Source organism: Paenibacillus sp. FSL H8-0332 (assembly GCF_037963835.1).
Lineage (GTDB): Bacteria > Bacillota > Bacilli > Paenibacillales > Paenibacillaceae > Paenibacillus_AQ > Paenibacillus_AQ rhizoplanae.
The window spans coordinates 6,321,398-6,347,082 of record NZ_CP150145.1; the positions used below are offsets into that span (position 1 = coordinate 6,321,398).

The 25,685-nt window shown below is 50.5% G+C and carries 21 protein-coding genes, 2 tRNA genes and 3 rRNA genes; 2 read left to right on the plus strand and 24 right to left on the minus strand.

Features of this window, described 5'->3' with window-relative positions:
* Nucleotides 1–14 precede the first annotated feature (14 nt).
* From NST43_RS27415 to NST43_RS27445, 7 genes are all read right to left on the minus strand, one after another.
* A 23S ribosomal RNA gene (locus NST43_RS27415) occupies nucleotides 15–2,943 on the minus strand.
* A gap of 224 nt (nucleotides 2,944–3,167) precedes the next feature.
* Nucleotides 3,168–3,243 (minus strand) — tRNA-Ala (locus NST43_RS27420).
* Between the two features lie 28 nt (nucleotides 3,244–3,271).
* A tRNA-Ile gene (locus NST43_RS27425) sits at nucleotides 3,272–3,348 on the minus strand.
* Between the two features lie 47 nt (nucleotides 3,349–3,395).
* Nucleotides 3,396–3,512, minus strand: a 5S ribosomal RNA gene (gene rrf / locus NST43_RS27430).
* 125 nt (nucleotides 3,513–3,637) lie between these two features.
* Nucleotides 3,638–5,196, minus strand: a 16S ribosomal RNA gene (locus tag NST43_RS27435).
* The 16S, 23S and 5S rRNA genes sit together here with 2 tRNA genes alongside, the layout of an rRNA operon.
* 350 nt (nucleotides 5,197–5,546) lie before the next feature.
* Nucleotides 5,547–5,777 (minus strand): hypothetical protein, encoded by a 231-nt coding sequence (locus NST43_RS27440; protein WP_036692450.1) that lies wholly within the window; start codon nucleotides 5,775–5,777, stop codon nucleotides 5,547–5,549.
* Nucleotides 5,778–5,971: 194 nt separating this feature from the next.
* Nucleotides 5,972–6,637: a stage II sporulation protein M gene (locus tag NST43_RS27445; protein ID WP_339220512.1), complete on the minus strand. Its 666-nt coding sequence runs from the start codon at nucleotides 6,635–6,637 to the stop codon at nucleotides 5,972–5,974.
* 79 nt (nucleotides 6,638–6,716) lie between these two features.
* On the opposite strand from NST43_RS27445, the gene pdaB reads away from it, so the two are divergent.
* On the plus strand, nucleotides 6,717–7,520 hold the full coding sequence (gene pdaB / locus NST43_RS27450; protein ID WP_339220514.1) for a polysaccharide deacetylase family sporulation protein PdaB: 804 nt from the start codon (nucleotides 6,717–6,719) through the stop codon (nucleotides 7,518–7,520).
* 28 nt (nucleotides 7,521–7,548) lie between these two features.
* On the opposite strand, the gene NST43_RS27455 is transcribed toward pdaB, so the two are convergent.
* Nucleotides 7,549–8,370, minus strand: a complete 822-nt coding sequence (locus NST43_RS27455) for a PPK2 family polyphosphate kinase (RefSeq protein ID WP_209994345.1) — start codon at nucleotides 8,368–8,370, stop codon at nucleotides 7,549–7,551.
* A 132-nt stretch (nucleotides 8,371–8,502) separates the two neighbouring features.
* On the minus strand, nucleotides 8,503–9,093 hold the full coding sequence (locus tag NST43_RS27460) for a KinB-signaling pathway activation protein (protein ID WP_339225541.1): 591 nt from the start codon (nucleotides 9,091–9,093) through the stop codon (nucleotides 8,503–8,505).
* 128 nt (nucleotides 9,094–9,221) lie between these two features.
* Here NST43_RS27460 and gerD point away from each other — a divergent pair, with 128 nt between their 5' ends.
* The gene (gerD, locus tag NST43_RS27465) at nucleotides 9,222–9,935 is read left to right on the plus strand and encodes a spore germination lipoprotein GerD (protein WP_339220517.1); all 714 of its coding nucleotides are present in this window, start codon (nucleotides 9,222–9,224) and stop codon (nucleotides 9,933–9,935) included.
* A 67-nt stretch (nucleotides 9,936–10,002) separates the two neighbouring features.
* Here the strand turns inward: gerD and NST43_RS27470 are convergent, their stop codons facing one another.
* From NST43_RS27470 to NST43_RS27540, 15 genes are all read right to left on the minus strand, one after another.
* Nucleotides 10,003–11,112: an Mrp/NBP35 family ATP-binding protein gene (locus NST43_RS27470; RefSeq protein WP_209994349.1), complete on the minus strand. Its 1,110-nt coding sequence runs from the start codon at nucleotides 11,110–11,112 to the stop codon at nucleotides 10,003–10,005.
* Nucleotides 11,113–11,207: 95 nt separating this feature from the next.
* Nucleotides 11,208–11,954 (minus strand): N-acetylmuramoyl-L-alanine amidase CwlD, encoded by a 747-nt coding sequence (gene cwlD / locus NST43_RS27475; protein ID WP_339220519.1) that lies wholly within the window; start codon nucleotides 11,952–11,954, stop codon nucleotides 11,208–11,210.
* Nucleotides 11,955–12,026: 72 nt separating this feature from the next.
* Nucleotides 12,027–13,202 (minus strand): sulfate adenylyltransferase, encoded by a 1,176-nt coding sequence (gene sat / locus NST43_RS27480; protein WP_339220521.1) that lies wholly within the window; start codon nucleotides 13,200–13,202, stop codon nucleotides 12,027–12,029.
* A gap of 109 nt (nucleotides 13,203–13,311) precedes the next feature.
* A complete protein-coding gene (locus NST43_RS27485) occupies nucleotides 13,312–14,004 on the minus strand; it encodes a phosphoadenylyl-sulfate reductase (RefSeq protein WP_339220523.1) in 693 nt (230 codons plus the stop codon).
* Between the two features lie 312 nt (nucleotides 14,005–14,316).
* Nucleotides 14,317–14,679 (minus strand): hypothetical protein, encoded by a 363-nt coding sequence (locus NST43_RS27490; protein ID WP_339220525.1) that lies wholly within the window; start codon nucleotides 14,677–14,679, stop codon nucleotides 14,317–14,319.
* A gap of 4 nt (nucleotides 14,680–14,683) precedes the next feature.
* Nucleotides 14,684–14,962, minus strand: coding sequence for a hypothetical protein (locus NST43_RS27495; RefSeq protein WP_339220527.1), 279 nt, complete (start codon nucleotides 14,960–14,962; stop codon nucleotides 14,684–14,686).
* Nucleotides 14,963–15,552: 590 nt separating this feature from the next.
* Nucleotides 15,553–18,588, minus strand: coding sequence for a hypothetical protein (locus tag NST43_RS27500; protein ID WP_339220529.1), 3,036 nt, complete (start codon nucleotides 18,586–18,588; stop codon nucleotides 15,553–15,555).
* Between the two features lie 12 nt (nucleotides 18,589–18,600).
* Nucleotides 18,601–19,152 carry a phage tail protein I gene (locus NST43_RS27505; protein WP_339220530.1) on the minus strand — a complete coding sequence of 184 codons (552 nt, stop codon included), beginning with the start codon at nucleotides 19,150–19,152 and terminating at the stop codon, nucleotides 18,601–18,603.
* Nucleotides 19,145–20,272, minus strand: coding sequence for a baseplate J/gp47 family protein (locus NST43_RS27510; protein WP_339220531.1), 1,128 nt, complete (start codon nucleotides 20,270–20,272; stop codon nucleotides 19,145–19,147). Before NST43_RS27510 ends, NST43_RS27505 begins: the two co-directional genes overlap by 8 nt.
* 3 nt (nucleotides 20,273–20,275) lie before the next feature.
* Complete coding sequence (locus tag NST43_RS27515) at nucleotides 20,276–20,605, minus strand: GPW/gp25 family protein (RefSeq protein WP_339220533.1); 330 nt, start codon at nucleotides 20,603–20,605, stop codon at nucleotides 20,276–20,278.
* Nucleotides 20,602–21,042: a phage tail protein gene (locus NST43_RS27520; protein WP_254075729.1), complete on the minus strand. Its 441-nt coding sequence runs from the start codon at nucleotides 21,040–21,042 to the stop codon at nucleotides 20,602–20,604. Before NST43_RS27520 ends, NST43_RS27515 begins: the two co-directional genes overlap by 4 nt.
* Nucleotides 21,039–21,254 (minus strand): hypothetical protein, encoded by a 216-nt coding sequence (locus NST43_RS27525; RefSeq protein ID WP_339220536.1) that lies wholly within the window; start codon nucleotides 21,252–21,254, stop codon nucleotides 21,039–21,041. The genes NST43_RS27520 and NST43_RS27525 overlap by 4 nt, the downstream gene beginning before the upstream one ends.
* A 203-nt stretch (nucleotides 21,255–21,457) precedes the next feature.
* Nucleotides 21,458–22,489, minus strand: a complete 1,032-nt coding sequence (locus NST43_RS27530; RefSeq protein ID WP_339220538.1) for a contractile injection system protein, VgrG/Pvc8 family — start codon at nucleotides 22,487–22,489, stop codon at nucleotides 21,458–21,460.
* Between the two features lie 5 nt (nucleotides 22,490–22,494).
* The gene (locus tag NST43_RS27535) at nucleotides 22,495–22,695 is read right to left on the minus strand and encodes a tail protein X (RefSeq protein ID WP_339220539.1); all 201 of its coding nucleotides are present in this window, start codon (nucleotides 22,693–22,695) and stop codon (nucleotides 22,495–22,497) included.
* Nucleotides 22,692–25,682: a phage tail tape measure protein gene (locus NST43_RS27540; protein WP_339220541.1), complete on the minus strand. Its 2,991-nt coding sequence runs from the start codon at nucleotides 25,680–25,682 to the stop codon at nucleotides 22,692–22,694. Before NST43_RS27540 ends, NST43_RS27535 begins: the two co-directional genes overlap by 4 nt.
* Between the last annotated feature and the right edge of the window lie 3 nt (nucleotides 25,683–25,685).

The following is a 25,685-nucleotide window of genomic DNA, read 5'->3' on the forward strand; positions in this document are numbered from 1 at the left end:
TGCGTGTTAGAAATTTGGATAAGCCCTCGACCGATTAGTATTGGTCAGCTCCATGCATTGCTGCACTTCCACCTCCAACCTATCTACCTCGTCGTCTTCAAGGGGTCTTACATACTGGGAAATCTCATCTTGAGGGGGGCTTCACGCTTAGATGCTTTCAGCGCTTATCCCGTCCGTACGTAGCTACTCAGCCATGCTCCTGGCGGAACAACTGATGCACCAGCGGTACGTCCATCCCGGTCCTCTCGTACTAAGGACAGCTCCTCTCAAATTTCCTGCGCCCACGACAGATAGGGACCGAACTGTCTCACGACGTTCTGAACCCAGCTCGCGTACCGCTTTAATGGGCGAACAGCCCAACCCTTGGGACCTACTTCAGCCCCAGGATGCGATGAGCCGACATCGAGGTGCCAAACCTCCCCGTCGATGTGGACTCTTGGGGGAGATAAGCCTGTTATCCCCAGGGTAGCTTTTATCCGTTGAGCGATGGCCCTTCCATGCGGTACCACCGGATCACTAAGTCCGACTTTCGTCCCTGCTCGACTTGTAGGTCTCGCAGTCAAGCTCCCTTATGCCTTTGCACTCTGCGAATGATTTCCAACCATTCTGAGGGAACCTTTGAACGCCTCCGTTACTCTTTAGGAGGCGACCGCCCCAGTCAAACTGCCCGCCTGACACGGTCCCCGTACCCGATTAGGGCACCAGGTTAGAACCTAGATACGATCAGGGTGGTATCCCAACGGCGCCTCCGCAGAAGCTTGCGCTCCTGCCTCACCGGCTCCCACCTATCCTGTACAGATCGTACCCAAATTCAATATCAAGCTGCAGTAAAGCTCCATGGGGTCTTTCCGTCTTGTCGCGGGTAACCTGCATCTTCACAGGTATTAAAATTTCACCGGATCTCTCGTTGAGACAGCGCCCAAGTCGTTACGCCATTCGTGCGGGTCAGAATTTACCTGACAAGGAATTTCGCTACCTTAGGACCGTTATAGTTACGGCCGCCGTTTACTGGGGCTTCGGTTCACAGCTTCGGGTTACCCCTAACCACTCCCCTTAACCTTCCAGCACCGGGCAGGCGTCAGCCCGTATACTTCGCCTTACGGCTTCGCACAGACCTGTGTTTTTGCTAAACAGTCGCTTGGGCCTTTTCACTGCGGCCCCCTCGGGCTATTCACCCTACCGAGGCACCTCTTCTCCCGAAGTTACGAGGTCATTTTGCCGAGTTCCTTAACGAGAGTTCTTCCGCGCGCCTTAGAATTCTCTTCTCGCCTACCTGTGTCGGTTTGCGGTACGGGCACCTTCTCCTGGCTAGAGGCTTTTCTTGGCAGTGTGAGATCATGACCTTCGCTACTGTAATTTTCGCTCCCCATCACAGCCTGGCCTTAGTAGTGTGCGGATTTGCCTACACACCAGCCTCACTGCTTAGACGGACATATCCATCAGTCCGCGTCACTACCCTCCTGCGTCACCCCATCGCTCATAGCGGATTACGGTGGTACAGTAATTTCAAACTGTTGTCCTTCGACTACGCCTTTCGGCCTCGCCTTAGGTCCCGACTTACCCTGAGCGGACGAGCCTTCCTCAGGAAACCTTGGGCTTTCGGCGGATCAGATTCTCACTGATCTTTTCGTTACTCATACCGGCATTCTCACTTGTATGCTGTCCAGCGCTCCTTACGGTACACCTTCAACCTACATACAACGCTCCCCTACCCCAGATGCAAAGCATCTAGCCATAGCTTCGGTGGTGTGTTTAGCCCCGTTACATTTTCGGCGCAGAGTCACTCGACCAGTGAGCTATTACGCACTCTTTCAATGGTGGCTGCTTCTAAGCCAACATCCTGGTTGTCTGTGCAACTCCACATCCTTTCCCACTTAACACACACTTGGGGACCTTAGCTGATGGTCTGGGCTGTTTCCCTTTTGACAATGGATCTTAGCACTCACTGTCTGACTCCCGGCAAGAAGTACATGGCATTCGGAGTTTGACTGAGCTTGGTAACCCTTGCGGGCCCCGCACCCAATCAGTGCTCTACCTCCACGACTCCATTCACCGAGGCTAGCCCTAAAGCTATTTCGGGGAGAACCAGCTATCTCCGAGTTCGATTGGAATTTCTCCGCTACCCCCACCTCATCCCCGCATTTTTCAACATGCGTGGGTTCGGGCCTCCAGTGCGTGTTACCGCACCTTCACCCTGGACAGGGGTAGATCACACGGTTTCGGGTCTACGTCCACATACTAAATCGCCCTATTCAGACTCGCTTTCGCTGCGGCTCCGGCTTCTCACCTTAACCTTGCATGTTAAACGTAACTCGCCGGTTCATTCTACAAAAGGCACGCCATCACCCATAGAAAGGGCTCTGACTTTTTGTAAGCACACGGTTTCAGGTTCTATTTCACTCCCCTTCCGGGGTGCTTTTCACCTTTCCCTCACGGTACTGTTTCACTATCGGTCGCCAGGTAGTATTTAGCCTTAGCAGATGGTCCTGCTGGATTCATACGGGGTTTCACGTGCCCCGCACTACTCGGGATCCGTCTCGGAGAGAACACAGTTTAGGCTACAGGGCTTTTACCTCTATCGCGGGCCTTTCCAGACCTCTTCGCCTACCATATTCCTTTGTAACTCCATGTGAGACGTCCCACAACCCCAAGAGGCAAGCCCCTTGGTTTAGGCTGTTCCGCGTTCGCTCGCCGCTACTGACGGAATCACTATTGTTTTCTCTTCCTCAGGGTACTTAGATGTTTCAGTTCCCCTGGTCTGCCTCTGCGTATCCTATGTATTCAGATACGAGTAACTGCGAATTACCACAGCTGGGTTTCCCCATTCGGACACCCCCGGATCAAAGCTTGCTTACAGCTCCCCGAGGCAGTTTCGTTGTTCGCCACGTCCTTCGTCGGCTCCTGGTGCCTAGGCATCCTCCGTGTGCTCTTAGTAGCTTAACCAACGCTCCGGTATTTCGCTTGTTCGCACAATCGAAAACCTTCGCTTAGTAGCAACTAATAACTATTTCAACTTGTTTACACAAGTTTCAGCTAAAAGATGTTCTAAAACGCAAATTCATTTCGGTATCCAGTTTTCAAGGATCAAGATGCTGTTATTGTGAAACAATCACGGCTGTGATGTTCGGAATAACAGACAATGTGCATATACTGTTGTAAAGAATAATTGGTGGAGCCAAGCGGGATCGAACCGCTGACCTCCTGCTTGCAAGGCAGGCGCTCTCCCAGCTGAGCTATGGCCCCAAAGTAAGTATTCAATTGAAGTGTTATATGGTGGGCCTTGGTGGACTCGAACCACCGACCTCACCCTTATCAGAGGTGCGCTCTAACCAACTGAGCTAAAAGCCCATATAACAAAACATACAGTAGTGAAGCAATCAATGAATTGATTGTTCGCTTGGCGGCGTCCTACTCTCCCAGGACCCTTCGGTCCAAGTACCATCGGCGCTGGAGGGCTTAACGGTCGTGTTCGGGATGGGTACGTGTGGAACCCCTCCGCTATCGCCACCAAACGCATACGAAAGAGACTTGCTCTTTCAAAACTGAACACGAGTGAGTGTTCGAACCCAAAGGTTCTATTGTGGAAGCTTTAGCTTCCGATTTGAATGTTTCCGTTGCAGGAAACGATTCTCCATAGAAAGGAGGTGATCCAGCCGCACCTTCCGATACGGCTACCTTGTTACGACTTCACCCCAATCATCTACCCCACCTTCGGCGGCTGGCTCCCTTGCGGGTTACCCCACCGACTTCGGGTGTTGTAAACTCTCGTGGTGTGACGGGCGGTGTGTACAAGACCCGGGAACGTATTCACCGCGGCATGCTGATCCGCGATTACTAGCAATTCCGACTTCATGCAGGCGAGTTGCAGCCTGCAATCCGAACTGAGACCGGCTTTGCTGGGATTGGCTCCACCTCGCGGCTTCGCTTCCCGTTGTACCGGCCATTGTAGTACGTGTGTAGCCCAGGTCATAAGGGGCATGATGATTTGACGTCATCCCCACCTTCCTCCGGTTTGTCACCGGCAGTCACTCTAGAGTGCCCAGCTCAACCTGCTGGCAACTAAAGTCAAGGGTTGCGCTCGTTGCGGGACTTAACCCAACATCTCACGACACGAGCTGACGACAACCATGCACCACCTGTCTCAACTTTCCCCGAAGGGCACCTGATGCATCTCTGCTTCGTTAGTTGGATGTCAAGACCTGGTAAGGTTCTTCGCGTTGCTTCGAATTAAACCACATACTCCACTGCTTGTGCGGGTCCCCGTCAATTCCTTTGAGTTTCAGTCTTGCGACCGTACTCCCCAGGCGGAGTGCTTACTGTGTTAACTTCGGCACCAAGGGTATCGAAACCCCTAACACCTAGCACTCATCGTTTACGGCGTGGACTACCAGGGTATCTAATCCTGTTTGCTCCCCACGCTTTCGCGCCTCAGCGTCAGTTACAGCCCAGAAAGTCGCCTTCGCCACTGGTGTTCCTCCACATATCTACGCATTTCACCGCTACACGTGGAATTCCACTTTCCTCTTCTGTACTCAAGTCACCCAGTTTCCAGTGCGACCTCAGGTTGAGCCCAAGGTTTAAACACCAGACTTAAATGACCGCCTGCGCGCGCTTTACGCCCAATAATTCCGGACAACGCTTGCCCCCTACGTATTACCGCGGCTGCTGGCACGTAGTTAGCCGGGGCTTTCTTCTCAGGTACCGTCACTCCGGCAGCAGTTACTCTACCGGACGTTCTTCCCTGGCAACAGAGCTTTACGATCCGAAAACCTTCATCACTCACGCGGCATTGCTCCGTCAGGCTTGCGCCCATTGCGGAAGATTCCCTACTGCTGCCTCCCGTAGGAGTCTGGGCCGTGTCTCAGTCCCAGTGTGGCCGTTCACCCTCTCAGGTCGGCTACGCATCGTCGCCTTGGTGAGCCGTTACCCCACCAACTAGCTAATGCGCCGCAGGCCCATCCCCAAGCAGCAGATTGCTCCGCCTTTCATTCTCTCTTCAGGAGAGGAAAGAAATTATCCGGTATTAGCTACCGTTTCCGGTAGTTATCCCAGTCTTGAGGGCAGGTTGCCTACGTGTTACTCACCCGTCCGCCGCTAAGTTAATCAGGAGCAAGCTCCATCATAACTCCGCTCGACTTGCATGTATTAGGCATGCCGCCAGCGTTCGTCCTGAGCCAGGATCAAACTCTCCAAATTGGTATTTAGAAAGAGCGATTGCTCATTTTGAAACATCTGACGAGAATTGTTACATTCTCTCATTTTGGATCTCGCCGAAGCGATTTCCCACTCACTCGTTGTTCAGTTTTCAAAGATCAATGTCTCATTTTAGCTCTTCACCGCATCTCAGCGGCGACCTTCATAATATATCATAGTGTTTCGTTGTTTGGCAAGCTTTTTTTTGAAAAAGTTATTTTTCATTATTTCTTGCCTGCGTCTTCTCTTTAAACATTCAAAAGGAGCGCGAGATATAATGTATCATGTCGGCTCCCTTTTCGTCAAGCTATTCGATTCATTTTATTTATTCCGGTTATCAGCCCCATCCAAACCTAGTGCTTGAACTGCGAAGAACGTCCACCCCACGCATACTTAGACAGCTCTTTCTGTGGAGCAAAACGCGCATACATACGGAAAACCGTTTTATATCGATTGGCAATCGCATGCCTAATGTTCTGATCTAAACGCTGGTCACTCATATCCAGTAGCATCTCATCCAGCTCTTTGCGCAAAACATAGTCCAGTTCCTTACATTCCTTCTCATTGAATAACATTCCCAACATAAGCCTGGCCTCCTTCATGAAATTCATAGTTATCCAAAATCATCAAACGCTATTTCATCTCACTCAAAAAAGCCATTTGATGTGGGAAGCTCTTATTGAAGTGCTTACACTAAATTAACCGGAGTACTGAATCTATAACCATAATACAGATTCAAATGTTTCGGCTTTACTGTTATGCACAATTCCCCGGGATTTTATGATAAAAGCCAAAATGTAATTGTGCTCTCGATGATTGCTGCAACTAATAACAGAATCACGATCCAGACAGAGGCGGTGAAGGTCTGCCGCATAAAGGCCTGCCAATTCACCGTCTCTGCCCTGCTCCGCTTCATTACTCCCAAAAGTGCAGACAGCACCTTGCTGCCGAACTTCAGCCCAAAGGCGCAGGCAATAATGATGGCCGGAATCTCAATAATGCCATGCGGCAGCAGTCCTTTTACAATCAGCGTGAACAGATCCTGTCCCTGTATTGCGGACAAATGAATCAGATAACCGATAACCGCACCGTTGATTAACAGGAAGAACGCGGGTAAGAGGCCGAATAAGGCACCCAGATAAATGATGACTACGCTTTTGATACTATTGTTCAGAAAAATGAATACGAAAAAGCTCCACTGCGGATTGGACGACTCTCTAAGGTTCCCGCTAATCTTACTGATCCCCTTCAATTGCTCATTCAGCAGCTGCTGCAGACTTCCTGTGCCGATCCATCCCAAGATTCCCCCTGCTATGAACAGTACTGTAGCCAATAGAAGTGCTGTGTGAATTGTCCTTAAATCCTTGATAAATGTATTAAAAGATAACATGCGTACCTCCTGATTTGGACTCAGCCTAATTGCAATTCGTATCGATTGATTCATATCTGAGGTCATAAGCGCCCTGTACGAGCATACATTTAGAACAAACAAGCATTTCGCATGGGAGAGGAGCGCTGACTTTATGAATTCTTTTTATGTATTTAGCGGCAAAAAGATCAAACGGTTCCTGTACATCTTTGCCGCTGCGCTTCTTACCGCCGGCGTTGTCTATGTGGAGAGGGGCAATATCACTGTATTCTCTGAAGCTGCCCCTTCTGCCATTTACAGTGTTCCGACGGAAAAGAAGCAGATTGCCTTAACCTTCGACATTAGCTGGGGAGAGAAAAGGCCCGAGCCGATTCTGAAGGTGCTGGAAGACAAAAAGGTGGATAAAGCGACATTCTTCCTGTCCTCACCTTGGAGCAAAACCCATCCTGAGATTGTTACAAGCATCAAAGACGCCGGGTTCGAAATCGGCAGCCACGGCCACAAGCATGTGAACTACAGTACGCTAAGCAATGATGAAATACGCACACAGATCAGTACGGCCCATACAGTATTGACGGAGTTAACCGGTTCTCAGCCCAACCTGATCAGAATGCCTAACGGTGATTTTGACAAAAGAGTCCTGCAGGTGGCTACCGATCTAGGCTACAAAGTCATTCAATGGGACACGGACTCACTGGACTGGAAGAACATAGGTGTGGATAACATCGTTAACCGTGTAACCAGCAAAGCCCATCCCGGAGATATTGTGCTGCTGCATGCCAGCGACTCCTGCAAACAAACGCATGAAGCCCTGCCTCAGATCATTGATAAGCTGCGCAGCCAGGGGTATGAGTTCGTAACCGTCTCTGAGCTGATCAGCCAAAGCAGTGCAAGCGGCAAGGAAGTCCGCGATTCCGCATGGCTGGATGATGGCCTGGAAGATGCTGCAGGATTGTAGCTCGTTTAGCCCTGCATAACATTTAGCATTAGTGGCGCGGAGAGATCAGCTGAGAGATATCCGGCGTCGGCGTATTCAGCTTCGGGTAGCTCAGGTCAAGCCCCTCCAGGGTTTTGACCACAATCTTGAGCGCCAGATAGTTGCGGTACCAGCGGTGATTTGCAGGAATCCAGTACCACGGGGCCTTATCTATGCTGCTCTCCCGGAAAACATCCTCATACGCTTTTTGATAATCGTCCCAGTATTCGCGTTCCTGCAGATCACTGGCATCGAATTTCCAGTGCTTCGCCGGATCGTCAAGCCGCTCCTTAATCTTCTCCAGCTGCTTCTCCTTGGAGATATGCAGAAAGAGCTTAATGACCGTCGTTCCCTCTTCCGCCAGCATTTCCTCGAACTGGCGGATGTAGCGGAACCGGCGCTTGGCATCTTCTTTACTGAGACTGTCATGCACGCGGGGCACCAGCACATCCTCATAATGCGAACGGTTGAATGCGGCGATATAGCCTTTGGGCGGGGTCTTCATATGGACTCTCCACAGGAAATCGTGTGCTTCCTCCTCCAGTGAGGGCTTCTTGAAGCTGGTTACGATGAACCCCTGCGGATTAATGCCGGAGAATATATGTTTGACGGTTCCGTCCTTTCCGCTTGAATCCATTCCTTGCAGGATGACCAGCAGCGAGTGCTTTTTTTGTGCAAAAAGGATATCCTGCAGCTTGACCAGCCGTTCCTTCAACTTCTCCATTTTGGCTTCGGCTTCTTCTTTGGATTTGAAGTCTCCCCGTTCATCTGGATCGAGGTCCTTCAGGCGTGTTTCACTTGTGTCTTTTATCATATAGCGCTTGATGTTCATATATTCCCTCCTCCACTCTGTTCTTTAAGATTAACCTCTTCATCTTCATTCTAACCGCTCTCTACAGGCAATGCCAAAACCCCGCTCCCTGGTTGTATACAGAGGGGCGGGGTTTTGGCGCGATTGCTATTGTTAGTGTGGGGCCGGCTTCAGTACACGGTGCAGCATCAGAATCTGGAACGCATTACAGGCGACAAGCGGTACAAGAATAAAGATGGTGGCGCTGTCCACCCCGATCCGCAGGACGCCGATAATCTCCACTATAGTAATAGCTGTCATGAAGAAAAAAGTCGGGACCCAGGCCGAAGCGTTCGTACTGCGCATTTTGAACCAGGACACAATAAGTGCGGTTAACAGAATAGCCAGGCCCAGCGTCAAATCCGATCGGACGCTGCGGTCTCCGCTGACAAAGGTGCGCAGGAACATTAGCTCAAGCAGAGCTAGCACAGCCAGCACCAATTGTATGTAACGCCAAGCCTTACGCGGGAACACCCCGATGCCCGTATAGTTGAGAATCAGATAAGCAAAAAATCCGAGCTGGGCGTATACGCTTACAAGCGCTCCGTACCCAAGAAGAATCAGGGCGTAGAGGAAAAAGTCGGCGGTGCTTTTAAATTGAATTCCGCCATTCACTATCTGCAGAGCAAGACCGGCAATCACGGCTCCGCCTGCACCGATCAAAAGCGTGGTCCAGAACAAATAAAACCATTTTCTTAAGCTCAGCGCCTTCACCTCCCCGTGTCAGATTTATTTTACCAAGGTTACCGTCAAAAAACCATTACACTTCAACATAAATGTACCTGCGGGCGGCATACTACAATCATTGATTCTAATAAAGGAGGGCAGCGCCAATGAAATGGAGGGCTCTATGGTCTGGAGGCTTGGCACTCGGCTTGGCGATCACGTTAACCGCCTGCGGAGGCGAACAGAGCAGTTCTTCTTCCGGTGGACAGGGCGGATATAAGGAAATGAAGACGATGGTTGTAGATATATTGAAGAGCGACGAAGGTAAAAAGGCAGTAGAGGAAGCCCTGTCTACCCCCAGCTCAGATGAGGGTGGCGGCGGCAGTGGCGGAGTAAGCATGAAAATGATGCCTATGCAGACGACAGAGCAGGTCCGGATCGCCGTTAAGGATACCCTCACAGCACCCGAGTATCAGAAGGAAATCGAAAAAATCATGACCGACCCGCAATTTGCCGGGGATTTTGCCAAAGCGATTAATAAAGAGAGCAAGGAATTACATCTTCAATTGATCAAGGACCCGACTTATCAGAAGTCTGTTGGAGAAATCATGAAATCGCCCGAAATGATGAAAATGTTCCTCGATCTTACCAAGACTCCGGATTACCGCAAGCAGTCCATGACCATTATGCAGGAGGCTATGCAAAATCCGCTGTTCCGTATGGAAGTCCTTACTCTGCTCAAAAGTGTAGTTCAGGATGAGCTGCAGCCCAAGGTTGAGAAAAAGGATGCAGGGAAAGGCGAAGGCGGCGGGGAGGAAAAAGAAGGCGGTGGAGAAAAGCAGGAAGGCGGCGACGATTCCGGTTCAGGATCTGGTTCGTAATTCAAATAAGGCCTTGCCCCAGGAATGGGGCAGGCCTTATTTTTACATGCGCATCGCGGAATGTTACTTATTGCTCGTATTTGGCAATCAGCTTGTCTGCAATGTCTGCGAACAATATTCCGGTAGCCGTGTCCGCCTTATAGACCGACGGTGAGAAGTCCGGCTCGGAGATATGGTTATCCGGTGCACCCAGCGGCACCTGGGCCAGCAGCTCTGTATGCAGCGTTTCAGCCAGACGGGCTCCACCGCCGCGTCCGAAGATATAATCCTTTTTGCCGCAGGAGGAGCACTCATAATAAGCCATGTTCTCGATGACCCCAAGGATTTCATGCTCGGTCTGCAGAGCCATAGAGCCCGCTCTCGCCGCCACAAAGGCAGCCGTAGCATGAGGGGTAGTGACAATGATCTCCTTGCTGTGCGGCAGCATCTGGTGGACATCAAGGGCCACATCGCCCGTACCTGGAGGCAGATCCAGCAGCAGATAATCAAGCTCGCCCCAACCCACATCGGCGAAGAACTGGCGCAGCATTTTGCCCAGCATCGGCCCTCTCCAGATCACCGGACTATTCTCACGGATAAAGAAGCCCATGGACATGACCTTCACTCCAAAACGTTCTACCGGAATAATAGTTCCTTCATCAACGACCGGTCCCTCTTCAATCCCCATCATATCCGGGATACTGAAGCCGTAAATATCTGCATCAATCAGGCCGACTCTCTTGCCCTTGCGGGCCAGTGCCACCGCCAGATTCACGGTTACTGTTGATTTCCCGACCCCGCCCTTGCCGCTGGCAATTGCGATGAAGTTCACCCCTGAGTTCTCATTAATCAGCTCATGCCCCTCAAGGCCCGCTGCGTGCCCTTTGAGCTTCTCCCCTTGATCTGAATCCGGCTCGTCTCCCCCGCCCTCTCCGCGAAGAATAGCCCGTTCATAATCGGTAGCATCACGCAGACGAATATGAATCTGCTCTGCCCCACCCTCCGTAAGGAGATCACGAACCTGCTGTTCCAGCTCCATCCGCTTCTTCTCATCTGAATCCAGACATACGATGGATAACGAAATACGGTCCTCTTTGATCATGATATCGCGGATTAACTGTAGTTCGATCAGGCTTTTTCCGGATTCCGGGTCTGTAAGCGGCTGTAAAAGTTCCTGAATTTGTTCCCTGGTCTGCATGGAAAGCACCTCTGTTCCTATCCGGTGGTAAGCCCCGGTATTTGTACCCATTATAGCATTACCCCCTGACGGAAGAGTAGTCCCACCCTATGCCTCTATGGCTGCTCGGAGCTGTATCGCAGGATGCCCCGGTAGATGCTGGTTGCCACCTTCCGCTGGTACAGATCATCCCCAAGGAGCAGGGACTCCTGGGGATGTGACAGGAAGCCTACCTCAACGAGCACGGACGGCATTTTTAGTACTTTTAACAAATAAATGGTGTTCGCTGTCTTCGCCACACGGTCCGTATTCTCAAGCGTAGCCCGAAGTTCATCCTGTACCAGCCCGGCCAACGCCTTGTTCCTCTCGTTGCTCGGATAATAGAAGGTCTGCGCCCCGCTCCAGCGGTTGGAAGGAATACTGTTCATATGTACGCTGACAAACAGATCGGCCCCCTTCTCTTCAATACTCCGCACCCGCTGCTTCAGATCCTCTGTCTTACGCCTTGCGTACCCCTTGGTGCTGTCCTGGGCCAGATCATAATCCCCTTCACGGGTCATCACCACAATCGCCCCAGCCTGCTGCAGATAATCGCGCAAGTACAGCGACACGGAGAGATTGATATCCTTCTCAATCAGGCCTGACCGGCTTACCGCTCCCCCATCCGGCCCCCCGTGACCTGCATCAATGGCAATGACTTTGCCGGAGAGCGGCAGGCTCCAATAATTGACCGTCTTGGCAGTCGGCATGTCGTAGGCGATGATACCGATCATCACAGCGAGCAGTACAGCGCCTAAGAAGCTTTTTTTGATCCCGCGCCAAGAGATCCAGACCGAGACTTTATGCTTCTGCCCTCCTGACATAACAAAGACCCCCTCGTCCCGATAGATTCTACTCATCTATATGGGACAAGAGGGCCAAATAGTACTGGCTGTTTAGGACTTTACAGAGACTTCCGGTGACATACCTTCAATCAGAATCTGCGCCACCTCAGGGCGCGTGAATTCAGGAGGCGGGCAGTGTCCGTCACGCAGCAGCGCCCGTACCTTCGTACCCGAGAGCGTCAAGTGCTGGTCAGCCGGGTGCGGGCAGGTTTTGCTGGAGGCCATATTCCCGCATTTCACACAGAAGAAGCTGTGCTCGAAGAATAACGGTGTAATCCCAAGCTCCTCAGCGGTGAAGTTAGCAAAGATCTCCTGCGCTTCATACGTACCGTAGTAGTCTCCCACACCTGCGTGATCACGCCCGACAATAAAGTGTGTACAACCGTAATTCTTGCGCACCATGGCATGGAAGATGGCTTCACGGGGACCTGCATAACGCATCGCTGCCGGGAAGACGCCAAGGAAGGTACGGTTCTCCGGATAATAATTCTCCAGCAGCGCGAGATAACTCTTCATCCGCACATTGGCCGGAACATCGTCCGATTTGGTCTCCCCCACCAGCGGGTTCAGGAAAAGAGCGTCTACAACCTCCATAGCGCACTTCTGGATATACTCATGGGCCCGATGTACCGGATTACGCGTCTGAAAGCCTACAACCGTTCTCCAACCCTTATCTGCGAAGATCTGTCGGGTCTCGGCGGGGTCAAAATAGAATTCAGCGAACTTCTCCGGCTGCGGACGGTTCAGTACCGTTATAGGTCCGCCTATATACGTTGCCGGCCGGGACAGCAGCTTGCTGACTCCGGGATGCGCCGGGTCAGTTGTCCGGAACACATTGTGTGCCTCAACCTGCTGATCTACAGTATAAATACTTTCAATATCCAGCAGACCGTAGATAACACCGTCGTCTTCACCCGTAAGTGTAACTCTGTCTCCCACTGCAAGAGTTGCAGCCAGATCATCACCCACCGCCAACGTAACCGGTATACTCCATACGGTCCCATCAGCCAGGCGCATGTTGCTTACTACCGAGTGATAATCCTCTTCGTTCAAGAATCCGGTCAGCGGCGAGAATGCTCCTACACCGATCAGATCCAGATCCGATAAAGTCCAAGTATTAAGGGCAATCGATTGCTGGGCTGAAGCTTGCTTCAGCAGTTCTTCTCTCTCTTCTCCGCTTGCTATACGCCGGATCAGTGTTCCTCCGTGAGGAAGTATTGAAGTCATCCCTGTTCTCTCCTCCTGTGCAATGCCTGTGCAGTGCTGTATAGAGTGCTGGTAACTTAGTGCGGATAAATTAGTGATCATATCTAAGCGATACTTATTTAGGCGTATCTTATTTATGCAATCCGCATTCTGTCTTGTCCGAACCGGACCATCTACCCGCACGCGGATCTTCACCAGGCATAACCGCCCGGGTGCACTGTTCACAGCCGATGCTCGGGAAATTGCGGTCATGAAGCGGATTATACACTACCTCATTCTCGCGGATATAATTCCATACATCCTCTGTAGTCCAGTTGGCAATCGGATTGAACTTGACGAGTCCAAATTTGTTATCATATTCTACCTTTTTGGAATTAGCACGGGTAGGTGCCTGATCCCGGCGGATGCCGGTAATCCAAGCGTCGTATTGTGAGAGAATACGGGTCAGCGGTTCCACCTTACGAATGGCGCAGCACTGATTCGGATCACTGTTCCATAGAGACTCCCCGTACTGAAGCGCCTGCTCTTCTACCGTAATCTGTGGAGACACACGTACGAACTCCATGCCGTACTTCTCGGCCATGATATCTCTAGTCTCATAAGTTTCCTTGAAATGATAATCCGTGTCCAGATAGAACACATCTGTCGAGGGACTCACCTTCTGGATCATATCCACCAGCACCACATCCTCCGCTCCAAAACTGCAGGCAAAGGTTATATTAGGAAAAGTCTCCACCGCCCAGCGGATAATCTCCTCGGGAGTAGCATTCTCCAGCTCTTCCGCTTTAACTTTGATTAAATCCTCTTTCTCGAGCAGGTTCATCTCAGTTTCCTCCATCCGGATATTTCATAAAACATCAGGCTTCCGCTAATTCCAACTATTCTTATATGGAATAGTATAAGGCATATGGGGCGGATGCACAATGGTTTTATCCATTTTGGGCGAAAGTTTTGGATGGAGGTTTGGGTGCGGATTAAGTTGATCATTTGCGGGACAAAATGATCCTGCTGTTATAGTCGGAAGGAATCTTACTGAATGGTCCTGCTCGATGTATCGTCATCACCCTATAAAAGTCATAGCTGTTGCCGGAGATCCAATCGATCTAACCGGAACTATGATTTAAGCTCTATCTGTTCAAGCGTCAACATCGCAGTTCTCTTCCTTTAACAAGGCCGTTGGAATAACCATAAACAGATCCTGCCGCCGAGTATACATAAGCAATGTTAAAATCACCAAGCCTAATGTTGTGCCAGTTTGAGCCACTGCCCAGGACATGGACATGAGTGCAGTATTCACAGCATCTCCGCCAGAGATGTTCGAAACCCGAATCCAAAAGGCGATAGCCATTTTGAAGGTATAAGCACCCAGGAAAAAGAATGCTGCCAGCATGAACAGGCTGACTACTCTCGCCCGGAACCTCTTGCGGAAGTACAAAAAAAGCGCGGCCATAAGCAGCATCGCACAAACGAATGAAATACCATATGCAATTAACAGCACGTAATCAATGCCCCTCATTGTCTGCACCCCGATCATAAATTAAAAATTCAGCAAATCTGTTATTTAAGATCTCGTCCTGAATTTCCTTGGAAGTATCCTTATAGTTACCAATAGAGACTGTAATCCTATCTGATGCTTGGTCCAGTTCTCTCTTTGGCACGGTACGGGGGAATAGTCGTTGATCCAATGACTTAAAACGGTTTCCGCCCTTATCCTCACCACTGCCGTTTACGGCATTTTGGTCAATTATGAGTCTCTGCAGTACTTCAAGCGTCGGTGCCATGAAATCGGAACGCTCTTTATCCAGAATCGCTTGCAGCCTGTCCCGGTCTTCTTCGGATCGATCCAGCAGTTCACGCGGTACCAGGTTCCCCCTTACGATGGATCGAACTAGTGTAATAATTATGACCAGCAGAATCAGTGCTACGATATAGGCCGAACCATACTTGTCTGTAAGTGGAAGCTATTTTCCTTTGTTTTATACTTCACTGCTGTCCATTCCCTCGCTCCTCTCTATGAAATGTTATACTGTCGAATTAGCCTAAAAATCGATATAACCTACCCAATTTCCTTTGTGGTCGAAGACTTTTCGGATTCGATTAAGGGCTTAATTCGCACATCGCTTCGGCCGAAATCCCAAAGGATACATCTTTGAAGTTTGCTCCGAAGACTGGCTCAATAACGATTTCGATTACCATTTGTATGACTCGGTCGTGTACCGTTGGTATGCCTGAAGCCCTTAGCCTCCCTTCTTTCTTTGGGAAATAGTGCGCCGTAACAAGCTATGGGTTGTAAAATACTCTCTTTCAGCTCTCACTCACAGTTTTTGAGGAAATTTCCTTTGAATTTTGAGTCCCCAAATTATATTATCATTTACGCATATAGTATGTTTCCATTGAGCCTGCATCCCGAATATGGGCTTGTACTACCTGCTTGGATACATTGCCAGCGTAGTTTAGTTGCTGCATTAACATTAAAATTCCCTGGCAAATTAACAGTTGTTCTGAGATTACCTCCACTTCCATTGGAACAACCAACTGTTATCGTTCGGGCAGCAGCATTAAAAAATATAGCGGTTATATCACGTCTAGTATTTACCCACAAAACGGACAGGAAGTTCGCAACAACCCCCTGATTGTCTACGAGTTGGAGATAAAGTTCCACAGCCCCATCTGTGGCATAGGTATATAGCGATGATGAGAGGTCCTGTATACCCATAGTACCAAACATAAATTTCCTACAGGCTGGGATAGTAAGTATATCCCATGTGCCAGTGACCCAAGCTCCTGGATAGAGATCATAATTAAGTTCCATCACCCCAGAGTTATCTGGCACCAGCGTCCCGAGCTGTCCGTATACCCAAACCCCAGCGCGAATATTGCCCGGTACAATATTACCATCTGCTCGTGCTTGGGCAGCCGATAGTTGAATTTCCGGATATCCTGATCCGCTTACAGTTTGATAAGCTCCTTGCGGTATACGTACATACATGTAATTGCCATCCCAAGCGGTTGATGCGGGTGTTGTGTATGCGCCTTGCCGTGGCATAGTGCCTTGAACACCCAAGATATTCTTGTCTGTTGGAATATTGTATGGTTGTATATCAGTAGCAGGGGCAACTACCCATGATTCTCCGCTATACCAACCACTAGGCGGCTGTAAGAAAACCTTGTCGCCTGTCCAAACAGTATATTGCAATGCAGGTATGTGATGATTTTCTGCCGACCGGTTGGGCATTGCGCCGCTAACCACACCGGAGTCTCTCCCAACAGTATAGCCGGTTAGCACCTGTGCCGCTTCGGCCGTTCCATACTCACCTCCTTCACCCTGTAAGATAAAAGCCGAGCCGTCATAGATGATCGTGTACACCCCGCCCTGTACTAACGGCTGGTTATTACCGTTTGACTTTTTGATGGGCTTGGCCCCCAACCCGTTAAGATTGAGTGTAAACGCACCTGTTGTGGCTAAATGGGCTTTGATAGATACCCGTAGCCCTGCGGAGAGAGCAGCCGGGGCTGGAGTGATTGAGGCAACAAGGGCTGCCGCGGTGCCAGTTGTGACTGCATAAGCAAGCGTACCTTGCACCACATCGGTAAGTTGTTTGCCGTCGAGTAAATCAGCATCCAGGCTACTCCCCGCCCCATCCACTGTCAATAATTTCGCAAGTACATCAGCAGCAGTATAGGCGCTAGCATTTAACTTTAGAGCACCTAACGCCGCAACAAATGCGGTTGTCGCTAACTGAGTACTGTTGTTTCCAGCCGCAGCTGTTGGGGCTGTTGGCACTCCGGTCAGAGCCGGACTTGCCAATGGTGCTTTAAGAGCATCAGCTGTTACCAGAGCCTGCCGTGCAGATTCCACAAAGGCTGTCGTGGCTAATTGGGTCGTATTGGTTCCTGCCGGGGCTGTAGGTGCTTTTGGTACCCCTGTAAAATTGGGCGCATCTAGTAAGGCAAGTTCATTTACCCGTTTCCCGCCATGGTACTCAACATTTAACTTATCTACTTGAGTTGCAGAGGCAACAGCAAACGGCGCGGTCCCCTGCTCTACTCTACTTTCAATGACTCCTTGTATTAATGCTCCTTTTTCAGGTTGTGTCCCAACATCCAACCCTGACTCAGAAACTACTAAACTGCCCACATGAATAACTTGCGCACTTCCGTCTACATTCCGAAATCCTATAGAATATGGTGATATAAAATCAGCATAAGGTGTTATTTCTAGCTTGTGTTCATAAGTATTGGTAGGGTCTTTTATAGTCATTCCGTTAAAACTTGGACTTGCGGTGGTGCGCACATCTTGGTTTAAATGGTAATTGTCAACTGTATCCGCATTTCCTCCACTTGCCGGTAAGCTTGTAGGAATGTCAGACTTATTAGCTTTGGCATTCCACGCCGTCCGCTCTCCTGCGGTGATATGAACTGTTGTATTTGCTGTATGGCTAGTTACATTGGCCTGGACGGTATTTGCCTTAGCCGCAGCATCCGTCGCAGCCGCTGCCTGGGCAACGTTCGCTTTCGTGGTTGCGTCCGTTGCTGCAGCAGCCTGAGCCGCGTCTGCCTTAGCCTGCGCTCCAGCCGTTGTCTCCTTAGCATTCCAAGCCGTCCGCTCCGCCGCCGTAAGGTGCCGGGTCGCATCATCGGCATGAGTCTTAGCCGCTTCTAGCGTAGTCGCCGGCGCAGTCCGCCAAGAAGATTTACCTGTAATGGATTTGATCATGTTGGCCAGCCCGCCGAACAGGGATGTAATCGTGCCAGTGTCTCCTGCCGGAGCTGTGGTATCAGATATCGTCCGGTTGCCTATAACCGCATCTGATGCAGATCCGGCGCCGCCTGCTCCAGCAGTGATCCCAGCCAGCTTATTCTTCTCAGCCGTTGTGTAGTCATTGGCGGACAGTCCCTTGCCGGATATTTTATCCACCTTCGATGCTGATACGGCATCCAGATCCTTTTGTAATGCAAAAATCAGTGAGTCATCAATGCTCGCTGTAATATTGGCCGCCGTCCCAACGACAACGACGCAGTCAAAAGCCTTCTCGATGATATCTGTTCCACCGCCGGGCGCGATATAATCCGCTGTCACTCCTGCATTGGCATAGGCGTACAGGATCTCCCCGGCATCCGGATCTTGAGCAAATACCCCAACCTCCCGGAAATAAAAGCCTGTGGTGACATCGGCGTTAGAAAGCGTCGTGCCGATAATCACTTTGTTAGGCGGTTGCATCTGAAGACGGGCAACCGGCAAGCTTTTCTTGGGGGATATCAGCGTGTTAAGTGCGGGTACCGATTGTCCACTAAGCGATCCGTCGCCAATCGCGATCCTGGTGTAATTGAGCTGTATCCCCGCCTGCGCTTTCCCTTGTAGTACCAATCCTTTATTCGTTAATGTCATGCCTCCAAATACTGCCACATGTTTCCCTCCCTAAATCGTAATGTGTTCCCCGAAATGTAGAAAGCCGCCGAAGTAAAAAGGCAGCTGCTCCGCTTGTGAAATGGTGACGCTGTCCAGCACAGCTGACAGCCGCTTGACCGCATCAACGGCGGCAATGAACTCCTGCGCCCGCTCCGCAGTCACATCAGCATTATTGGTGACCACCCGAAAATGATGCGGGTCACCGCCATACTGCCACCATTCTTCGACGGCTCCCTGGCCAAACAAGATCGCAATCAGATCCTCTACCGCTCCGGCTGTACCTTTGTGCCTGTGAAATGGAATGGCATTTTGGATCAGCAGCCGTTTCTGCTCCAAAGGCAGATCCGGATCATAATACGGCGGGCTGAATTGCCACGCCAGTTCATCTGTCTCCTCATTGGTCCACTCGGCTGACCGCCCGAATATGTCCAGGCCGGCAATCATACGATATGTCTCTTGCAGCTGTATATCCAGTGCAGCCGCAGCCGCGGCCATAGCAGGATCATTACGAATCGGAACAGGCAGCAGATCAACCAGGCTTACGGTCTGAATCTTAATCATCTGCCAACCCTCCATAAGTGATTGTCGTTGTGCCGCTCTGCGCAATCTGGGTAGCAGACAGAGCCGTATAGACAGGTGCTGACGCCACCACCCGCAGTGCCCCCGCAGCCATGACGCGGGCAATTAACTCAGATGGGTTAATATCCCGGCCCAGCTTCGAACGCTGCCAGAGCTGATAAGCAGCAACTGCCGTTGATACCGCTGCCTGGATAGCCGGTACCTCCGCTGCCCGGCTGCGGCTAATATAATAGGTTACCGCAGTGTTAAAGCTTACTGGTTGTGGAGCGCTCACGGTTACCAGATCTGTCAGTGGCCGGATCCCCCGGCCTTCCAAGGTCTCGGCGATAGAATTCAGTACATCCTCGCCGGGAATCTGTCCCTCTGCAAGTAAGGGAACAACAGTTACACGGCCTGGTGCCGGAGAGTAGGCATGAACATCCATAACTGCAGAGGACGCGGACTTGGCCCAGAATTCATAAGCTCCCTGTGGACCAGCCGTTGAATAAGATTCTGGTGCAAGGCGGATACGCTCCTTAAAAGCTTCATCCGTTTCTGCAGCGGCTCCACCGGAGCTGACTGTCAAATTGGTTATAGATTGAACAAAAGGCAAAGGGTCCATCTGAACATTAATCTGTCCGGGCAAGAACCCGTTTCCTACCGTTCCGGAGTCAGAACATTGTGCCGCTACTATCCCTGCAGTCTCTCCCGCCGGAATTTCCAGATACTCAGTAGTTGTAAAATAGATTGAACCATTGCCGCCCTGCGCCCCAACGCGCGTTCCCGCAGGAATCGAAGTCGCTGAAGCCAGCGGAATGGACAAAACAAACTGAAGGGTTACGATAGCTGCCGACGCCTTTAACCGCTTCGAACCTTGAAAAGCTCCCATATGATCCAAGAGCGTCCCGGAAGCATAGCGCAGCAGATTCCCTTTTGCCGTTTGATTGATAAGCACCTTCTGCTGGATAATGACCGCTGCGAGCGAAGACAAAAAGAGTCGCACCGGATCGGCGGGCTGCAAGGTTCGGCCAGCAAGGCCTTCATATACAGTAATCATATTCTGGTGAATGGCTGCTGCATCTTGTTCCGCAAAGAGAATTTCCGGTAATTCAGCATATTCCAATTCTTATTCCTCCTCTGCCAGAGTATATTTCACTACAACTGCCACACTGCCGTTAAGTGAATCTTCTATATCCTTGGGAAAAGAAACATCGGCTACCATGGCCCGCGGTTCCTGTTCTGTAATAGCTGCGATGATTTCTGCAGTCAGGCGGGATTCAGCGATGAAGGCAGGCTCATCAATAATCGAGTAGTCCACGCCAACCTCCCGGGCTAAGGGAGCGCTGCCCCAAGGAGTAGCAAGAATCATCCGAATATTTTGAGCGACCTCTTCCTCTACCGTTACCGGACTGAAATTGATCTGGGTGGGCTGTGTCATATCTACGGTATACATCATTTCACATACTCCTCAAGTGAGATCGTGACCTGTGCGTCTATCACATTGCCGATGCTGTCCAGCCGGTTCCAATCCTGGGACAAGCCGCTGATCACCCACAGTCCAACCCCCACATTCTTACGTCCTATGATTAACGGCATCGCTTTGCCGGCACGGTCCAGCTCGGTAAGCCTGTCAAGCTCTTTCCGCGGATTAAGACCCAGCGCCGCCGAGAAGTGAACAGAGAACGACACCGAATCTGCCCCCGGTCCCAGAAATTCCTTTTTGGGCTTCTTCCCGATGATTTCATGCTGTGCCCACCGGCTGGAGCTGCTGCGCTTGAATTCATCTATGGTGCGAATCGCCCCCTCGGCCACGACAAAAACGACCGGCCCTAAGCTGCCAATCTTGTTCATTTTGTATTCTTGTCCCTGGTTTTGCTTCCCCGTACTGCTCATCCGCTTCCGCCTCCCCCTCCATCATTAAATGCGCTGGCCGACACCTTGCCTGTGACCGTCAGATCTCCCTCGATCCGCACCCCGCCCCCACCTTTAACATTCAGTCTTTTGGCGGAACGGTCATAATAGACATAACTGCCATCCTCAAACCATACCCCCCGCTGATCCTTGCTGCCTGTAGGCTGATCATCTTCTGCAAAGTACGTTCCCAAGCAAAACCCTGCCGAACGCCCGTTATCCAAAAAAACGCACAGCACTCTCTCACCCGGCAACGGTATCGCATTGCCCCTTCCCCAACCGCCTGGTGTGAGAACCGGCAATTCGCCAGAAACCATATCATCACGGTCTGCAAAAGAAACCCTGACACTTCCCGCCGCCAAATTTGCTGTGGACACCCTGCCAATAAAAATCAACTCTACCACCCCAATACTTTGCGAATTTCCAGACTGGTTGTGTAACCGCTGCTTCCAATCGAATGTCTGGCGGATTCTATGATGTATTTCCCGTCAAAGCGCTGCCAGCCCTTGATGTTAACGGTTAACCCTGTCGCCATCCGCATATCTCCCATGAGGGTCAGGGTGCCTTTTCCGCCTTCTTTATTGCGTTCCCGCAGCTTTTTGCGGGCTAGCCGCAAGGCATCTGCCTGGCTATCGACCTGCTCATTGATCTTAAGCACAGGACCACCCTTCGGCGCGCCCTCTGGTGTGTAAGTAGCCTTGAGAGACTCTTTGCCCTGGGAAGGCGTATACGTAACCGTACAGGCCCGGAAAGCTGCGTATGCAGTATTTAGGGCAAAGCTGTACCCTGTCACATTCGTCTCCCCGCGTACAATCGTCGCGACCGCAGGCTTTTGTTCATATTCCATTTCATCAAAAAGAACCAGGTTTCCACCGGATACTTTAATGGCGATGCCCTCCTGAGTAGCCGTGTCCAGCAAAAAGGCCAGGTCCGACATCTCCGACTGCTCCAGACGTTCATAAGAAGGATTGTCCTGTGCCTCATAAATTAATTTCAGGTTAGCGCGTTTGGCAACTTGAGCGGCTACCGTTTTCAGATTCGTTTTCTCCCAGCTGCGCGAGCTGCGTTGCATCCGAATCTCGGAGGTGATGGGAAGTGAAACCGCCTTAATGGATATCGTGTCAGGGGGACCGTTAAAGTCAATACTGTCCACCTCAAAGCTTCCCAGCGGCAGCTTCTTGATCTCCCCCGGCTTCCCCCAATTGACAGTTCGGATGGAGGCAATGAGCCGGTCTCCTTCAATAGGCGCCCAAGGTCCCTGCCAATTGCGCTCCCGGTCCTCCAGCGATACAGTAAGATCATCCAGGGAACCGGAGGCAGCGTCAATGTATTGAAAGTCAGTTAACGACTTGGCAATATCGAGCGTGACATCCTTCCCGTTATACCGAAGCTCCAGTACTGCTCTGCGTGCGTCTTGCATTAATTCCATCCGGTTCACTCCCTTCGCCAAGGAGGCAATGAGCTGGAGGTATCCGCCGGCAACTCCGGGACATTCAGAACAAGATTGCTGGAGAACACACTGACTGCCGCATGTGCCGGGTTAGCATTCAGAAGCAGAGTCATGAACTTCGCATCACCATATAGCTTAAAAGCAATTCCATCCCACATATCTCCTTGCACAGTCCGGTAGATCATTGGAAGCTCACCCGCCTCTGCTGCTGGAGCATCGCTTGGAAGCGGCGTTCAAAACCATCCTCTGTCTGCCGTAAAGCGTCTCTCAGCTGTTCGACCACAGATTTATCCCCACCCTGGAGTGTGATGTTTGGTGCCCAGGTTACATGAATATCCCCATTGTTAACAGAATTATTGTTATACCCCATTAAGTCATTTGCCTTCTCGAGTAAAGATCTTGACCGGGGCTTGCGGTTTAAGGGAATGGCGATTTCAGGGCCAGCCTCACCAAAAATAGAGGGAACGTATGCGATGCCGCCTTCAGCATAGCCTTCAAAACCCGGGTCATGAATTGCTAAATAATTTGCCTTTCGGCCAGCTTCAGTACGCGAATTAGGCGTTCCTTTGGTTTCAATGGACTTATGGACTTCGCCCCACTGCTTGTCCGTAAGTTTCCAGTTCGGAATCTGTCCGGTTTGCTCCCAAAGAACTTGCACATTTACCCTCTTATCAGCAGGCAGTTTATCCACCTCGGCGTTAAGATTTATCATATCAGTCATGGCCTGATTGAATTGCGCTTGTTCAGCTGCGGACATATCCTTGTACTTTGCCGCTTGCTCTTGCAAGGTACCGCCGAGATCAAGCTCAATCAATTTTTTTTGGGCGTTATAGTAGGAAATAAAGCTGTTTTCAGCTTCGCTTATTTCACTTTGAGTTTTCTTAATTTTGGTATTATCTTTATCAAAGGATTTCCCCAGCTTACTAAAATCTTCTTCAAACTCAATTGTTCCTCCATAATAATCATAGTTTTTTCCAGTGACTTGAGTAGCTTTTTTAGCAAAATTTGCAAGACGGTCTATTTTCTGATCATTATCAGGGCTTAATTCTATTTCAGTGTATTCCGCCTGAAGTTGAACATAATCTCTATACTTCACCTTGTTCTTTTCATACGAAGCTGTTTGTTTCTTGAGATCCTGGGTTAGCTTTGAATAATCCCCCTCCAATTCAGGCAGTTTCGCCTGTGATGAAAGTGCATCATGCTCCAGTTCGCGCCGTCCCATATCTTCACGAGATTCGGCAATGTCACCGACCAGCCCCATCTGTTCTCGGAATTTATCATTCTTGGAGCCTTCTGCAGACAAAATATTCGGATTCATGGCAATAAGCTCTTCTTCCACAAGCTTTTGCTTTCGTCTGGCTTCTGCCAATTCATCAGCAGGAGTTTTTGCGTCCTTAATCTTCCCTGTCAACCGATCGTGCTCGGTAATTAAATCCCGGGTTTTGGTTGTTGTCTCCTCAATCCCCGTATAATTGGCATAGGATTCATCCAGCGCATCCCCCATGTTCAACAGCTCCAGGCGCGCATCCTCCTGATGCTTTTTGAACGCTATAACTCCTGCTGTGACCAATCCCACACCTGCTACAGCCAGTCCTACAGGATTCGTCAGCAACCCTAGCGCACCGGCAAATCCTCCAGCCGCTCCGCTGGCTCCTCTGGCCGCATTGATGATGTTGGAGAATTCCTGGACAATCTTCACTGTTTTTGTGGCCAGCATCGCAGCAGGTGCTGCAAGACCGATCACCATCAGCACTTCTTTGTTGTCTGACGCCCAGCTAGTGAGCCCCTGAAGCGCCGGCATCACGCTCTCTCCCAGAGGAACCACAAGACCGGACATCAGCTCCCGTCCCATGGCTGCAAACTGCTCTGAGAGCGTATTGTCCTTGATCGCAGCCACTTCATCCATGGTCTGCCGGGTCATATCGAACTGATTGCGGGTTTGTCCAAGTGACAACACCGCTTTGTTTCCTATTTCCTCAAATTGAGACCCGAACAAGGCACCGGCAAGAGCCGCTTGATGAGCCGGATCTTTAATAGCCTTTAATTTCTGAATAACCTGATTCATGGCTTCCTTGCCGGTGACGGTTCCGTCCGCCATCCCTTTGAAGATGGCATCACCGTTGCCCAGCGTCTTTTGCAGTTGAAGCATTGCTTTGTTAGCCGAGTCTCCCCCCGCCTTCAGATCGCCAACAAGAGCAACGGCCCCTTTTTTTCCTGCAGCCTTTACCAATTCAGCAAATTCTTTCGACTTCGTCCCGCCACTGATAAGTGCAGCACTGAACTGATCCAGCTGCTTAGGAGCAAAGAGCTCGTAAATAGCGGCCTTTGCAGAATCCGAGCCCTCTTTCACCGTGGATCCGAATTTCTTCATAATACCGGCAACGCCATCAATGGAGTCCGCCCCGTTATCCATGCCTGTGCTCAATAATTCAAACATCTCGTCGGCAGAATATCCCATGTTCTTGAAATCAGCGCTGTACATCTCTATAGCACTCAAAAGCCCACCGGATGTATTCAGCCCCTTCTGCGCGCCTTGGGCCATCAGGTTATACGCCTGTTCTGAAGAAATGCCGAATTTACGCATCATAGCGTCAACTGCTTGTACCGAGCCTGGTATATCTCCTTTGAAAACATCACGATACGTCATAGCAGTCTGCGTGGTCTTTTCCAGTTCATCTCCGGTCTGGCCAAGAACTTGCTTCACTGTTCCAACCGCTTCACCGATATCCTCAAAGTTCTTACCGTAATTCTGACTGTACAGCCTATCGGAGATTTCTTTCATTCCGCTCATTTCAGCAGCGGTTAATCCAGTTGATGCCTGAAGCTGCGCCATTGCCCCAGCAGAATCATTCACAGCCGTCCATACGGCTTTTAAGGGTTCAACCGCTTTTTGCAGCATGGAGAAATCCACTTCATTGAATGCATCCTTAAGTCTGTCACCGAGTTTACCGGCGTTATCGCCTACCTCCTCTATACTGTCATCTGCATCTTCTGCCTCTCTACGCAGTACATCAAAGTACCCTCTGCTCGCCATTTCCCTAAGAACCCGGTCCAGATCCTCAATATGCTGTTCCGCTTCCCCGACAGAGCGCCGGAAATCAGGATTCACCAATAAATTCAGCCGGACAATAATCTCATTAATACTTCCGCTTGGACTTCCTGTTCCTGCCATAAG

Bases quoted from the DNA above. Each gene is read 5' to 3' on its own strand.
- NST43_RS27440 (WP_036692450.1), bottom strand. From the start codon at position 5,777: ATGTTGGGAATGTTATTCAATGAGAAGGAATGTAAGGAACTGGACTAT.
- sat (WP_339220521.1), bottom strand. From the start codon at position 13,202: ATGACTTCAATACTTCCTCACGGAGGAACACTGATCCGGCGTATAGCA.
- NST43_RS27540 (WP_339220541.1), bottom strand. From the start codon at position 25,682: ATGGCAGGAACAGGAAGTCCAAGCGGAAGTATTAATGAGATTATTGTC.
- NST43_RS27455 (WP_209994345.1), bottom strand. From the start codon at position 8,370: ATGAACATCAAGCGCTATATGATAAAAGACACAAGTGAAACACGCCTG.
- gerD (WP_339220517.1), top strand. From the start codon at position 9,222: ATGAAATGGAGGGCTCTATGGTCTGGAGGCTTGGCACTCGGCTTGGCG.
- NST43_RS27445 (WP_339220512.1), bottom strand. From the start codon at position 6,637: ATGAATCAATCGATACGAATTGCAATTAGGCTGAGTCCAAATCAGGAG.
- NST43_RS27515 (WP_339220533.1), bottom strand. From the start codon at position 20,605: ATGATGTATACCGTAGATATGACACAGCCCACCCAGATCAATTTCAGT.
- NST43_RS27530 (WP_339220538.1), bottom strand. From the start codon at position 22,489: ATGGAATTAATGCAAGACGCACGCAGAGCAGTACTGGAGCTTCGGTAT.
- cwlD (WP_339220519.1), bottom strand. From the start codon at position 11,954: ATGTCAGGAGGGCAGAAGCATAAAGTCTCGGTCTGGATCTCTTGGCGC.
- NST43_RS27505 (WP_339220530.1), bottom strand. From the start codon at position 19,152: ATGATTAAGATTCAGACCGTAAGCCTGGTTGATCTGCTGCCTGTTCCG.
- NST43_RS27535 (WP_339220539.1), bottom strand. From the start codon at position 22,695: ATGATCTACCGGACTGTGCAAGGAGATATGTGGGATGGAATTGCTTTT.
- NST43_RS27485 (WP_339220523.1), bottom strand. From the start codon at position 14,004: ATGAACCTGCTCGAGAAAGAGGATTTAATCAAAGTTAAAGCGGAAGAG.
- NST43_RS27520 (WP_254075729.1), bottom strand. From the start codon at position 21,042: ATGAGCAGTACGGGGAAGCAAAACCAGGGACAAGAATACAAAATGAAC.
- NST43_RS27495 (WP_339220527.1), bottom strand. From the start codon at position 14,962: ATGGCACCGACGCTTGAAGTACTGCAGAGACTCATAATTGACCAAAAT.
- NST43_RS27470 (WP_209994349.1), bottom strand. From the start codon at position 11,112: ATGCAGACCAGGGAACAAATTCAGGAACTTTTACAGCCGCTTACAGAC.
- pdaB (WP_339220514.1), top strand. From the start codon at position 6,717: ATGAATTCTTTTTATGTATTTAGCGGCAAAAAGATCAAACGGTTCCTG.